Genomic DNA, 13904 nt, shown 5'->3' with positions numbered 1-13904 from the left:
AGTTTCAACCATGACCATCCGCTTGCTCAGCGTCCTGCTCACTGCCGCCGTGTTGGTCGGCTGCGGTGGCAAGGACACCGATGGGTCCACCGCGTCCACCGTCCCGAGCGACCCCGCAGCTGAACCTGCCAGCGAACCCGCTGGCGACAGCGCTCAGCCCAAGGGCGATTTCGCCGTGACCGCCGCGCAGATGCAGGCGCTGGGCATCAAGCTGCAACGACTGGATTCGCCCACGGAAATCCGCGGGTTGACCTACCCGGCAAGAGTCGTCGTGCCACCGCAACAGGAGCAGATCCTGAGTGCGCCGGTGGCGGGTCTGGTCGACCGCATCCTCGTTGCCGAACATCAGACCGTGCGGCGCGGCGATCCCCTGCTGCGCCTGAACAGTCCCGAGTTCGGTGAGCTGCAGTTGGCGCTGATGCAAGCGGCCAACAGCGCGCGCCTGACCGGCCAGACCCTGGCGCGTGAGCGCAATCTGTTCAACGAAGGCGTCATCCCGCAGCGTCGTGTGTTCGAGGCTGAGTTGGCTGCGAACGACAGCCAGGCGCGCCTGCGCCAATCGCAGGCCGCGCTGCGGCTGGCAGGCCTGGATCAGGGCAGCATCAGCCGGATCGCCGGCGGCGGCGCATTGATGGATGGCCTGCTGCTGCGTGCCCAGGAAGCTGGCACGGTGCTCGCACTCGATGTCAAGCCCGGCCAACGCGTCAGCGGTGCGGATCCGTTGTTGCGGGTCGCCAATCTTTCCGAACTGTGGCTGGACATCCAGCTCCCGGCCGACCGCGCCAACGCATGGTCGAAAGACCAGACCATCGCGATCGTCGGCAGCAAGCTGACCGCAACGCCGATGAGCGTGAGCGCATTGGTCAGCGAAAGCCAGACGGTCACATTGCGCGCGAGGGTCGATGCCGGCGAGACACAGGAACTCAACCCGGGCCAGTTCGTGCAGGCGCAGGTGCCGTTTGCGGACAGCGCCGGTGCGTGGGCGGTGCCGATCGCGTCGGTGGTACGCCAGGACGGCGATGCCTACGTGTTCGTGCGGACCCCTTCCGGTTTCTCGGCCAAGCCAGTGAAGGTCGTTGCCAGTGCCGCGCAATCGGTCAGTGTCGATGGCGCGTTCAAGCCGGGCGATGAGATCGCCGTGAGCAACGTGATCGCGCTGAAAGCCGCGTGGCTCGGCGAAAGCGGAGGCGAATGAGATGCAGCGACTGATCCAGTTCGCGCTCTCGCAGCGCCTGTTCATGCTGTTGCTCGCCGCGCTGTTGGCGGGTGCCGGTTGGTACGCATTCCGCACCTTGCCGATCGATGCGTTCCCCGACGTGTCGAGCACGCAGGTCAAGATCATCATGAAAGCGCCCGGCATGACCCCGGAGGAAATCGAAAGTCGCATTGCCATCCCGATCGAGGTCGAGATGCTCGGCATTCCGCAGCAGCGGATCCTGCGATCGGTGACCAAGTACGGGCTGGTCGACGTCACCATCGACTTCCAGGACGGCACCGACATCTATTGGGCGCGGCAGCAGGTCGGGGAGCGCCTCAACGGCATCCTCGGCGACCTTCCCGACGGCATCAGTGGCGGCATGGCGCCGATCACCACGCCCCTGGGCGAGATGTTCATGTTCACGGTCGAAAGCGATGCCATGTCGCTCGACCAGCGCCGCAGCCTGCTGGACTGGGTGATCCGCCCGGCGCTGCGATCGGTGGCGGGTGTGGCCGACGTCAATGCGCTCGGCGGGAAGGTGCGCAGCTACGAGGTGGAGCCCAATGCGGTGAAGCTCGCGGCGGTGGGGCTGTCGACCGCGGATCTGAAGGCAGCGATCGAAGCCAACAACCGCAACGACGGCGCGGGCCGCCTGGGTGAAGGCGATGAGGTGCTGCTGGTCCGCAGCGAAGGCAATATCCAGACGCAGGACGACCTGCGTGCAGTCGTGGTCGGACGCAACGACGGCATCCCGGTGCGCCTTGGCGATGTCGCCGAAGTGCGAACCGGCTCGACCACTCGCTACGGCGTCGTCACCAAAGATGGCCGCGGCGAAGCGGTGGAAGGCCTGGTGCTTGGCCTGGCCGGCGCCAATGCGCGCGATGTGGTGGACGGTGTGACCGCGAAGCTCGCAGAACTCCAGCCCACGCTGCCGAAAGGCGTCGAGATCAAGGTGTTCTACAACCGCGCGGCACTGGTCAACAAGGCCGTCGGCACCGTCTCCCGGGCCTTGCTGGAAGCTACCGTCATCGTGCTGGTACTGCTTGGGGCGTTTCTCGGCAACCTGCGCGCGGCCCTCACCGTGGCGCTGGTCCTGCCGTTGGCGGCGCTGTGCACCTTTATCCTGATGCGCTTTACCGGCATGTCGGCGAACCTGATGAGCCTGGGCGGTCTGGCGATCGCGCTGGGCATGCTGGTGGATGCGGCGGTGGTGGTGGTGGAAAACATCGTCCAGCACCTGGGCCACGACAAGGCAGCGGGCAAGTTGCCACGCCTGCACATCGTGTTCCGTGCCGTGCGCGAGGTCGCCGTGCCGGTGACGGCCGGCATCCTGATCATCGTCGTCGTGTTCCTGCCTCTCATGACGCTGCAGGGACTGGAGGGCAAGTTCTTCGTGCCGGTCGCACTCACGATCGCGTTCGCGCTGGCCAGTTCGCTGCTGCTGTCCTTGACCGTCATCCCGGTGCTGGCGTCGTTCCTGCTCAAGAAGGTATCGCATGAAGAGCCGTGGCTGCCCCGGCAGTTGCTGCGTCGCTACGAGCCGGTGCTGGGTTGGGCGCTGGGACATCAACGCGCCGTCGTCATCGCCGCCGGCGCAATGCTGGTCGTGGCGTTCGGCATCTACCTGTTGGTCGGCAAGACGTTCATGCCGACCATGGACGAAGGCGACATCATCGTCGGGATAGAAAAGCTGCCTTCGGTCAGCCTGGAGGAGACCGCAGCACTGGACCTGAAGATCCAGCAGGCGCTGATGTCCCGGGTGCCAGAGGTGACCGGTGTGGTCGCGCGGGCTGGCTCCGACGAGATCGGGCTCGATCCGATGGGCCTGAACCAGACCGACACGTTCCTGATCCTGAAGCCGCGCGGCGAATGGCGCCCGGGTGGCAAGGACGCGCTGATGGCAAGGCTGCGCGAGGTTCTCGATGATTTGCCGGGCATCAAGTACAGCTTCACCCAGCCGATCGACATGCGCGTATCGGAAATGATCATCGGCGTGCGCGGCGATATCGCGATCAAGGTATTCGGCCCGGACTTGGCCACCTTGAATGGACTCGCGCTGCAGATCGAGGCGTTGATGAAGACCGTGCCCGGCAACCAAGACGTGTACACCGTGCAGAACGACGGCGTGCAGTACCTGCGCGTGATTGTCGACCGGCTCGCTGCGGGGCGTTACGGCCTGTCGGTGGAAGACGTGCAGGACGCGCTGCGCATCCAGATCGAAGGACAGCGCGCCGGCACCGTGATCGAGGGCAACCAGCGTGTGCCGATCGTCATTCGCGGGCCGGACCGGGTCAAGTTCTCCCCGGCCGAATTCGCCGCATTGCGGATCGCCACGCCCGATGGCCAGGACGTCCCGCTGGAAAGCATCGCCCAGCTGCGCCGCGACAGCGGGCCGGTGAAGATCGATCGCGAGATGGGCAGCCGCTACAGCGTGGTGATCGCAAACGTCGTCGGACGTGATCTGGTGGGGTTCGTCGAGGAGGCCAAGGTGAAGATCGCGCAATCGGTGCAACTGCCGACCGGCTATCGCATCACCTGGGGCGGTCAATTCGAGAACCAGCAACGCGCCGCTGCGCGCTTGACTCTGGTCATTCCGCTGGCGCTGGGGCTGATCTTCCTGATCCTGTTCTCGACCTTCGGCTCGGTGCGCCAGGCCTTGCTGGTACTGAGCAACGTACCGTTCGCGGTCGTCGGCGGCATCGTCGCGCTTTGGGTCACCGGCGAATACCTGTCGGTACCGGCGTCGGTGGGCTTCATCGCCTTGCTCGGAATCGCCGTGCTCAACGGTGTGGTGCTGGTGAGTTACTTCAACCAGCTGCATGCCGAAGGTTTTGACCTGATGACGTGCGTCACCGAAGGCGCGAAGCGACGGCTGCGGCCGGTGATGATGACCGCATCGATCACCGCCTTCGGCCTGGTGCCCTTGCTGTTCGCGTCTGGACCCGGTTCCGAGATCCAGCGCCCGCTGGCGATCGTGGTGATCGGCGGCCTGATTACGGCCACCGCGCTCACCCTGATTCTGCTGCCCATCCTTTATCTGCGCTTCGCGCATGCCAAGCCGGAGAAACAACATGGCTAAGCTTTGCTTCTCGATCATCTGCACGTCGGAGATCGAAGAAAAACTGTTGGACCTGATGCTCACGAGTTTTCCAGACGATGTATTCACCAGCATGCCGATTTCCAGTCACGGCACCTTGCCTGGACACATGAGCGCGATCGAGCAGGTGATCGGTCGCAGTGGCTCGGTCTGCGTGCAGATCCTGGTCGGCGCGGAGGAATCCGATGCGTTGCAGGAGTTGTTGCGACGTGACTTCACTGGAACCGGAATCCGGTTCTGGGCGATTCCCCTGATCGTTGACGGAGAAATTGCATGAGGCCGCTGGTTGTCGTTTGTCTGGCTGCATTCGCCATCCCGGCCTATGCGCAACTTGCCCCTCGTACGCCTGCGGGGTTGCCGCCGACCGAATTGGCCCAAACCTGGTTGCAGCAGGACCCCGGCGTACAGGAGGCGTCCGCCGGGCTGGAAGCAGCCGCGCGCACGGCGGGGATGTTGCGGGTGTCGCCCAACGAGTGGAATGTCCGGCTCAGTTCGCAACGGCGCAGCTACGCCTCCGGACCGGACTCCGACGAGTGGGCCGCGCAACTCGAACGCACCCTGCGGCTGCCGAACAAGCGTTCGCTGGACCAGCGTCTGGCCGGCGCCGAAAACGAACTTGCGCAGGCCCGCTATGGCGAGGCCATGCACGAGGCCGCGCGGGATCTGGTCGAGGTCTACACGCAGTGGACCGGTGCCGTGCGGGCGCGCGAGTTGATGGCCGAGCAGGTCAAGTTCGGCGAGGAAAGCCTGCGCGTGGCGCGACTGCGGCAGCGCGCCGGTGACGCATCCGGCCTCGAAGTCAACGCGATCGAAGCCGACACCGTGGGGATCCGCGGACGGTTGAGCGCCGCCGTATCCGAAGAGCGCAAAGCCTTGGCGAGACTTCAAATCCGCTTCCCCGGCGCGGACCTCAACGCACTGGCACTCGCCGAACCGGGGCCCATCGACGAAGCCGAGGAGATCTGGGAAGCCCGCATCCTCAGCACCAGCGATCCGCTGCGGATCGCGCAGGTGGAACTGGACCAGGCCGAATTGACCGCCTCGCGAGCCCGGGCGAACCGGCTGCCGGACCCGACCATCGGTCTCTTCACTGCGTCCGAGGTGTACTCCAACGAGAACGTCGTCGGCGTCAGCGTCACCATTCCGATTCCCGGCCGGTATCGCAATGCTCAGTTGGCCCGAGCCCTGGCCCAGGTCGACATGGCGCGCGCGGCACGCGACCGGCAGCAACGCCTCATGGAGATCGAGGTGGCGGATGGCTATGCCGACGCCACCGGCAACTTCGAGCGCTGGCGCCTGGCCGAGGAAAGTGCCGCCAAGACCCGCGAGAGCGCCCGTCTGACCCAGCGCGCCTACTCCCTGGGCGAAGTGGATCTGCAAACGTTGCTGCTGGCTCGCCGGCAGGCGGTGGAAGCGGTGGATACAGCGCTCGACGCACGGGTGATGGCCTTGAAGTCGTACTACCGGCTGCTGGTCGACGCGCATCTGGTCTGGGGACTGGAGCACAGTTGATGCTGCTGCGGCCGCAGCAGCCATCCACTGTGGCTGGCATGCCTGACAGACACGATGAAAGCGCACTGCGAGAAAACGCCATGCGGGATATCCTGAATCACAACCCGCGTCGCGACACGGCCCGGGCACGACCACCTATTCGACGAACTGGAGCCTCGTGCCATGAATTACGCCAACAACTCGGTTGATGCTGGGCCCACCACGCAAGCGCCGGCGATCCGATGATCGACGTCCCGCGTGCCGGCGGCTGAATCGATGCCATCTCGCTGTAATGTCATGTCGTCCGTCGCGCACGCCGCTTCCCACGATCGGCAGCACGTCCAACGCAGGAATCCGTCCATGCGCTCCATCCGGTCATCCCACTCCTGCGTCCTTCGCGCGACGGCTTCGCGCTCGTTCGCCATTGCACTGGCACTGGCGATGACCTTCGCGAGCCTGCCGCCAGCGCAGGCGGCAACGCCGGATGCCGCGCCGGCCGCTGCCGCGCAACTGCGTACGCTCGATGGCCTGCTCCCGGTGCAGGTCGACAACGCGACCGGCCGCATCCTGGTCACCCTGCCGGCGCCGGCCGCGGACGGGGTGTCGGCGCGTTTCCTCTACTCGGTCGCGCTGCGCACCGGGCTGGGCGCGGCGCCGACGATGCTCGATCGCGGGCGCATCGGCTCGACGCGCGTGCTCGCGTTCCGGGCGTACGGGAAGAAGATCGCGGTCGAGTTCGAGAACCCGCGCTTCCGTCCCGTCGATGGCGGCGCGAGTCCCGACTTCGCCACCTCCGTGGTCTGGATGGGCGAGGTCGCCGACGTGCTGCCCGACGGACGCCGCGTGGTGGACATCGCGGGCTTCCTCGCCACCGACACGCTCGGCATCGTCGAATCGCTCAACCAGTCGTCCGATCCGCTCGGAGCGGGCGGTGCGCCGCAGGGCGCGGGCAAGGCCTTCAAGCTCGATGCGGCGCTGAGCGCCGTGGACCCGACGTCGCTGAAGCTGTTCCCCGACAACCTCGAAGTCGATGCCGTGCAGACTTATGCGTCGGACACGCCCGGCGCCGAGGTCGACAACATCGCGGACGGCCTGAAGCAGGTGAGCTTCACCGTGCACCACAGCTTCGTGCGCCTGCCGCAGCCGGGCTTCACCCCGCGCACGTTCGATCCGCGCATGGGCGGCTTCTCCACGCAGGTGGCGGACTTCGGCGCGCCGCTCGGCCGCGACGTGGTGCGCGACTATGCGAACCGCTTCCGGCTGGTGAAGCTCGATCCCGCCGCCGCGCGGTCACGCGTCGCCAAGCCGATCGTGTTCTACGTCGATTCGCGCGCGCCCGAGCCGATCCGGTCGGCCCTGGTCGAAGGCATCGGCTGGTGGTCGCAGGCCTTCGACGCCGCCGGCTACATCGACGCGTTCCAGGTCAAGGTGCTGCCGCCAGGCATCGACCCGATGGACGCGCGCTACAACATCATCAACTGGGTGGACCGCGCCACGCGCGGCTGGTCGTTCGGGCAGGAGATCGTCGACCCGCGCACCGGCGAGATCGTCAAGGGCATGGTGGTGCTGGGTTCGCTGCGCGCGCGCCAGGACATCGAGATCTTCGAAGGCCTGGTCGGTGCCGCGAAGGTCGGCACCGGCGGTCCCAACGACCCGATCCAGGTCACGCTCGCGCGGCTGCGCCAACTCGGCGCCCATGAAGTCGGCCATGCGCTCGGCTTCGCGCACAACTTCGCGGCCAGCACGCAGGGACGCGCGTCGGTGATGGACTATCCGGCACCGCGCATCGGCCTCATCGACGGACACCTGGATCTCTCGGATGCCTACGACCGCGGCATCGGCGCGTGGGATCGCAGCACCGTCGACTGGCTGTACGGCGAGCCCGGCCCGGGCATGGATCCACAGGCCGCCGCGCTGGCCAAGGCCCGCGCCGCCGTCGCCGCGGGACAGCGCTACGTCTCCGACGACAACGCGCGCGCGGTCGACACCGCGCAGCCGTGGGCCGCGCTATGGGACGACGGCGCGGATCCGACCGCGGAGCTGCAACGGATCATGCAGGTGCGTCGCGTGGCGGTGGACCGCTTCGGCCTCGACGCGCTTGAGCCGGGAGAGCCGATGGCGAACCTGCAACGCCGCTTCGTGCCGATCTGGCTGCTGCATCGTTACCAGGTCGCCGCCGCGGCCAAGGCGATCGGCGGCGTCGAGCTGGCGTATGCGGTGAAGGGCGATGGCCGCGAACATTCGGCGCCGGTGTCGGCCGCGCGACAGCGCGCGGCGATCGATGCGGTGGTCGCGACGCTCGCGCCCGACGCGCTGCGCGTGCCGTCGCAGCTGCTGCCGCTGCTCACGGCAGCGCGCAACGGCTCGTTCAACCGCCAGTACGAGATCGAGTTGATGGACAGCCCGTCGCGCCCGGTGTTCGATCCGCTGGTCGCGGCCGATACCGCCGCGACGATCAGCCTGCGTGCGCTGCTGGCGCCGGCGCGGCTGGCGCGGCTGTCCGCGCAGCATGCGGTCGATCCATCGCTGCCGGGCGTGGCCGACCTGCTTGACCGCATCGCCGCGGTCGCGCTGCCCGCGCACGCCGATGACGTCTCGCGCCGGATCGGTTACCGCGCCATCGTCAGCATGGCGCAGGTGGCGCGCATGCCCGGCACGACACCCGAAGTCGCCGCGCTGCTCGACCAGCGCGTGCACGACATCGCCCTCGCCCTGGGCAGGCGCGGTGGCAGCGGTGCCGAGCGCGCCTGGAGCGCAAGCCTGTCGCGCAAGCTGCTCGATCCGCGCGAGCGTGAAGCGCTGCTGGCCGACCGGCCGCGCAGCGTCAGCGTGCCGCCCGGCGAGCCGATCGGTGAGGCGGACTGGATGGATTCCCCGCTGGCCGACTAGGGCGGACTCGACGGCTGGACGTCTTTTAGCCGGCTTTACACATGTCTTGCTTGTGACTGACACTGGGGCGCGCAGGATGGCTTGGCCGCATCCCGCGACGCCCACGGAGTCATCCATGCATCCCTCGATCAAGCCCATCGGCCTCGCCACCTTGTTGCTGGTGCTGGCCGCCTGCAACAAGCCCACGAGCAACGCCACGATGGCGCAGGCACCTGCCGCCGACGCCACGATGCCGGCTCCGGTACCGCCTCCAGTCGACACCACGGCCGCGGCACCGGTTGCCGCCAGCGTCCCCGCGCCGAAACTGCAGGCCGCGCTGCGCGATCTGTGGCACGGCCATATCGTCCACGCCCGCGAGTACGCCCTCGCCATGCATGCGAAGGACGCTGCCGGGGCACGCAAAGCCGCCGATGCCGTCGTCGCCAACGCCAGACAGATCAGCGGCGTGGTGGCGGGCTTCTACGGCAAGGCCGGCGGCGACCGGATGCTGGAACTGCTCGGTGGCCACTGGGGCGCGGTCAAGGCGCTGACCGATGCGCGCGCCAAGAACGACAGCGCCGCCGCCGACAAGGCGATGGCCGACCTGGCCGCCAATGCCGGCGAGATCGCCAGGTTCCTCGCCGGCGCCAATCCCAACCTGCCCGAAGACACCGTGCGTGGATTGCTGCTCGCCCACGGCGCGCATCATGCGCAGCAGATCCAGCAGATCATGGCTGGCGACACCGTGGGTGAAGCCGCCACGTGGACGGCGATGCAGGCGCACATGGATGCGATCGCCGATGCACTGGCGGGCGCGATCGCCAAGCAGTTTCCGCGCCGAGCAAATGCTGGCTGACGACACCATCGGCCGCGCCGCCGCGCGCCAGAGCTTCCGCATGCGAGCTTGGCTCGTGCTTTTCCAGACGATTGTGAGGAGCTGACGATGGCGCAGGGCCTGGCCCGGTTCGGCGAGACCCAGCAGCGGCTGTTGCGACAGCTGCTGCAGGCCTCCGACGGCTGCGCGGTGGAGGAGTTGTGCGAGCGCCTGCACGTCAGCCACAACGCGGTCCGCCAGCACCTGACGGCCTTGCTCGGCCATGGCTGCGTCGAACGCGTGCAGTCGCGCGCGACGGGCGGGCGACCGCAGGCACGGTTCGCGCTGACCGGCGCCGGGCGTGAACTGTTTCCGCGCAACTACGGTGCGATCGCCGGTGCATTGCTGGCGCAGCTGCACACCCGGATGGGCGAGGCGGAGGTCGGCAGCCTGTTGCAGGACCTCGGCGCCACCGTCGCGGCGACGCAACCGGCGCTGCAACCGGGCGATGGTCCGGATGGCATGGCGCGTGCGCTGGCGCAGCGCCTGGATGGCCTGGGCTACGAGGCGGTACCGGCGCGCCACGGCGACGACTGGCAGGTCGAAGCCTTCAATTGCGTCTTCCACGCGCTCGCCCGCCAGCATCCGCAGGTGTGCAAGTTCGACCTGGCCTACATGGAGGCGACCACCGGCCGCCGCATCCACCACATGGAATGCATCGTGCGCGGCGGACACGTCTGCCGGTTCCGGATCGATGCCGAGCCTGCGCGCGGGCGCGGGGAGCCGGACCGGAGTTGACGCCCGGGTCGTGGTCGCCGCCACAATGCCGGCATGAGCACACCCGACCTGCTGCAGACGATCGAACACGAAACCGGACCCGACCCGTCGTGGGCCGTGGTGTGGCTGCACGGGCTGGGCGCGGACGGCAACGACTTCGCCCCGATGGTGCCCGAGCTCGTCCGCCGCGACTGGCCCGCCGTGCGCTTCGTGTTCCCGCATGCCCCGCAGCGCGCGGTCACGATCAATGGCGGCATGCGCATGCGCGCCTGGTACGACATCCGCGACGCCGGCTTCACCGCTGCCGGCAGCGCGCGCGCCGATGAGCACGGTGTACTCGAATCGATCGGGCAGGTCGACGCGTTGATCGCGCACCAGGCCACGCGCGGCATCCCGGCATCGCGGGTGATCCTGGCCGGCTTCTCCCAGGGTGGCGCGATCACGCTCGCGTGCGCCTTGCGCCGCCAGCAGCCCCTGGCCGGGTTGATCGCCCTGTCGACCTACCTGCCGATGTCCGATCGCCTCGGCAGCGCGGAACCCACCGCGTCCATGCAACCAGTGTTCATGGCGCATGGGCTGATGGATCCCGTGATCCCGCACGCCGCCGGCATGCACAGCGCGGCGTTGCTGCGGCAAGCCGGATTCACCGTCGACTGGCACTCCTACCCGATTCCACATGCCGTGAGTCCGGATGAAATCCGCGACCTTGGCGACTGGCTGTCGCGACGCCTCGCTGCCGGCTAGGGATGCATGCGCACCGCTGAGCCCTGGCTTCCCGACCTGTGTCGCCTGCCGCGACTGGCGACCATGTTCGGCGTGGCGGAACTGGTGGTGCTGGTGCTGGCGCTGGCACCCGATGGCGGCGCGCCCTGGAATCCGCAGCGCTTCGTCTCGGCCAGTGGCTTCGCGCTGTGGCTGGCACTGACGATCGCGGTGCTGCTGTGTGCCTCGCGACGGCAGCTGTCGCGGTTGCCGCTCGCGCTGGGCTCGCTGGCGGCGGTGATGTCCGCCGCGCTCATCGCGCTGCTGGGCGCGGCGATGCTGCACCAGCTCGATCGCAGCCTCGGCTACGACCTGATCCCCGCCAGCGTGCACATGCTGCAGTTCGCCTCCGGCAGCGCGGCGATCGCGGCGCTGATCACCGCGGTGGTGTTGCGCTACCTGTTCGTGATCGATGGCTGGCAGGCGCAGGTGCGCGCCAGCGCGCGCGCCGAGGCCGACGCCTTGCAGGCGCGCATCAAGCCGCATTTCCTGTTCAACAGCATGAACACCATCGCCGGCCTGGTCCGCCACGATCCGGTCGTCGCCGAACGCGCCGTGCTGGACCTGTCCGATCTGTTCCGTGCCGCGCTGGGCGCGGGCGAATCGGACTCCAGCCTGCGCGAGGAAGTCGAACTCGCCGAACGCTACCTGGCGATCGAGGCGCTGCGCCTGGGTGTCCGCCTGCAGGTCGCATGGCAGAAAACGGAGCCGCTGCCGTGGGCGCTGCCGTTGCCGCGACTGATGTTGCAGCCGCTGCTGGAGAATGCGGTGCTGCACGGCATCTCGCGCCTGCCGCAAGGCGGCTGCATCGACATCGGCATCGTTGCCGACAAGGACCTGCTGCGGATCATCGTCGGCAATCCGTCGCCGCCGCCACGCGGCCAGGACAGCAACGGCGCGCGCCATGCCACCACCAGCATCGGGCACCGCCTGGCCTATGCCTTCGGCCCGCGCGCGCGCATGACGTCGCAATGGCACGAGGGCTACTATCGCTGCGAAGTCGCCATTCCCGTCCAGGGCGAAAGGTCCGCACGATGGAGCCGGCAGCCATGAGCTGGTCGCACCGATGACGCCGCGCCGCGCGCAGGGTGTCGCGTGAAGGTCGTCATCGTCGACGACGAGCCGTTGGCACGCGCGCGCCTGCGCGAGCTGCTGGAGGAGCAGCCCGGCGTCACCGTGGTCGCCGAGGCGGCCGACGGCCATGCCGCGCTGCATGCCTGCGCCGAACTGAGCCCGGACCTGGTCCTGCTCGACATCGTCATGCCCGGCATCGATGGCCTGGAGACCGCTCGCCACCTGGCCGCATTCGAGCCGCGGCCGGCAGTGGTGTTCTGCACCGCATTCGACGCGCATGCGTTGTCGGCCTTCGATGCGGCGGCGATCGACTACCTGGTCAAGCCGGTGCGGCCGGAGCGCCTGGCCGCGGCCCTGGACCGGGTGCGCACGTTCGCCGCAGGACGTGGCCAGGCCACCACCGCCCGCGGTGCCCAGCGCACCCACCTGTGCGCGCGCATGCGCGGCAGCCTGCGACTCATCCCGGTGGAGGACGTGCACTACCTGCAGGCGGAAGAGAAATACGTCGTCGTCCACCATGCGCGCGGCGAAGACCTCATCGAGGAATCGCTGAAATCGCTGGAGGACGAATTCGGGGAGCGCTTCGTCCGCATCCATCGCAATTGCCTGGTCGCGCGCCACGAGATCCTCGAGCTCAAGCGCTCCCCCGATGGCCATGTGCAGGCGGTGCTGCGCCATGGCAAGCAACCGCTGGAAGTCAGCCGCCGCTGCGTGTCGCACCTGCGCGAGACCATCCGCCATCTGTGACGGCGCGCCGCCACGCGTCCCGGCCAACCGCACGCGGGCCCCGGGCAAGCATCCAGCAGGTCGCAGCGGCGATAATCACGGCATGCCCAGCCTGCGCATCGCCACCCGCAAGAGTCCGCTCGCCCTGTGGCAGAGCGAGCATGTCGCCGAACGCCTGCGCCTGGCCCACCCCGGCCTGCGCGTCGAGCTGGTGCCGATGAGCACGCGCGGCGATGAAGTGCTGGACCGCTCGCTGGCGGCGATCGGCGGCAAGGGACTGTTCCTCAAGGAGCTCGAACTGGCGATGCAGCGCGGCGAGGCCGATTGCGCCGTGCATTCGCTCAAGGACGTGCCGATGGAGCTGGAACCGGGCTTCACCCTGCCGGCGATCCTCGCGCGCGCCGATTACGCCGACGCGTTCGTCAGCAGTCGCCATGCCGACATCGCGGCGTTGCCGCAGGGCGCGCGCGTCGGCACGTCATCGTTGCGGCGCCAGGCGCAACTGCGTGCGCGGCGGCCGGACCTGCAGCTGCTCGACCTGCGCGGCAACGTCAACACGCGCCTGCAGAAGCTCGATGACGGCGGCTACGAGGCGATCGTGCTGGCCTGTGCCGGGCTCGAACGCCTGGGCCTGGGCCCGCGCATCCGCGCGCGCCTGCAGGCGCCGGACTGGTTGCCGGCGCCGTCGCAGGGCGCCATCGCGATCGAATGCCGCGACGACGATGGCGTGGTGCAAGGCCTGTGCAGTGCGCTGGACGATGCATCCACCCGTATCTGCGTGGACGCCGAGCGCGCCATGAACCGCGCCCTGCATGGCAGCTGTCATGTCCCGGTCGCGGCCTATGCGCGACTCGATGGCGACAAGCTGCATCTGGCCGGCCTGGTCGGCGACGCCGCCGATGGTCGCTGCGTGCGCGCCGAGGCAACCGGACAGCGCGACGCACCTGCGGCACTGGGCCGCGATGTCGCCGCACAGCTGCTGGCCCTGGGCGCGCGCGAGATGCTGCTGGTTGCCGCCGAAGCCGATACCGGCCCCTATCTGTCCTGAGCAACGCCTGCGCAACTGCGCAACTGCGCAACTGCGCACGCGACGGAGC

The 13904-nt window shown here is 68.3% G+C and carries 11 protein-coding genes; all 11 read left to right on the top strand.

The genetic code is table 11. The features are described from left to right. Positions 1–10: 10 nt before the first annotated feature. The 11 genes from GST15_RS09305 (at position 11) to hemC (ending at position 13855) form a co-directional block, all read left to right on the top strand. The gene (locus GST15_RS09305; protein ID WP_159016962.1) at positions 11–1195 is read left to right on the top strand and encodes an efflux RND transporter periplasmic adaptor subunit; all 1185 of its coding nucleotides are present in this window, start codon (positions 11–13) and stop codon (positions 1193–1195) included. Between the two features lies 1 nt (position 1196). Next, entirely contained in the window at positions 1197–4277 is a 3081-nt protein-coding gene (locus GST15_RS09300; RefSeq protein WP_159016961.1) for an efflux RND transporter permease subunit, read from the top strand. Then, positions 4270–4572: a DUF3240 family protein gene (locus GST15_RS09295; RefSeq protein ID WP_159016960.1), complete on the top strand. Its 303-nt coding sequence runs from the start codon at positions 4270–4272 to the stop codon at positions 4570–4572. The genes GST15_RS09300 and GST15_RS09295 overlap by 8 nt, the downstream gene beginning before the upstream one ends. Then, entirely contained in the window at positions 4569–5807 is a 1239-nt protein-coding gene (locus tag GST15_RS09290; RefSeq protein WP_159016959.1) for a TolC family protein, read from the top strand. The genes GST15_RS09295 and GST15_RS09290 overlap by 4 nt, the downstream gene beginning before the upstream one ends. A 339-nt stretch (positions 5808–6146) precedes the next feature. Further along, entirely contained in the window at positions 6147–8675 is a 2529-nt protein-coding gene (locus GST15_RS09285) for a zinc-dependent metalloprotease (RefSeq protein ID WP_199268743.1), read from the top strand. Between the two features lie 115 nt (positions 8676–8790). Further along, positions 8791–9510: a hypothetical protein gene (locus tag GST15_RS09280; protein ID WP_159016958.1), complete on the top strand. Its 720-nt coding sequence runs from the start codon at positions 8791–8793 to the stop codon at positions 9508–9510. Positions 9511–9597: 87 nt separating this feature from the next. Beyond that, complete coding sequence (locus GST15_RS09275) at positions 9598–10266, top strand: helix-turn-helix transcriptional regulator (RefSeq protein WP_159016957.1); 669 nt, start codon at positions 9598–9600, stop codon at positions 10264–10266. A gap of 33 nt (positions 10267–10299) precedes the next feature. After that, the gene (locus GST15_RS09270; RefSeq protein WP_159016956.1) at positions 10300–10989 is read left to right on the top strand and encodes an alpha/beta hydrolase; all 690 of its coding nucleotides are present in this window, start codon (positions 10300–10302) and stop codon (positions 10987–10989) included. A 6-nt stretch (positions 10990–10995) separates the two neighbouring features. Beyond that, positions 10996–12060 (top strand): sensor histidine kinase, encoded by a 1065-nt coding sequence (locus GST15_RS09265; protein ID WP_159016955.1) that lies wholly within the window; start codon positions 10996–10998, stop codon positions 12058–12060. 42 nt (positions 12061–12102) lie between these two features. Further along, complete coding sequence (locus GST15_RS09260) at positions 12103–12828, top strand: LytR/AlgR family response regulator transcription factor (protein WP_159016954.1); 726 nt, start codon at positions 12103–12105, stop codon at positions 12826–12828. A gap of 82 nt (positions 12829–12910) precedes the next feature. Continuing rightward, positions 12911–13855, top strand: coding sequence for a hydroxymethylbilane synthase (gene hemC / locus GST15_RS09255; RefSeq protein WP_159016953.1), 945 nt, complete (start codon positions 12911–12913; stop codon positions 13853–13855). Positions 13856–13904: the final 49 nt, after the last annotated feature.

The organism is Cognatiluteimonas profundi (assembly GCF_009792795.1).
In the GTDB taxonomy this organism is placed as follows: domain Bacteria; phylum Pseudomonadota; class Gammaproteobacteria; order Xanthomonadales; family Xanthomonadaceae; genus Cognatiluteimonas; species Cognatiluteimonas profundi.
This window is presented reverse-complemented; position numbering and strand designations above follow the sequence as displayed.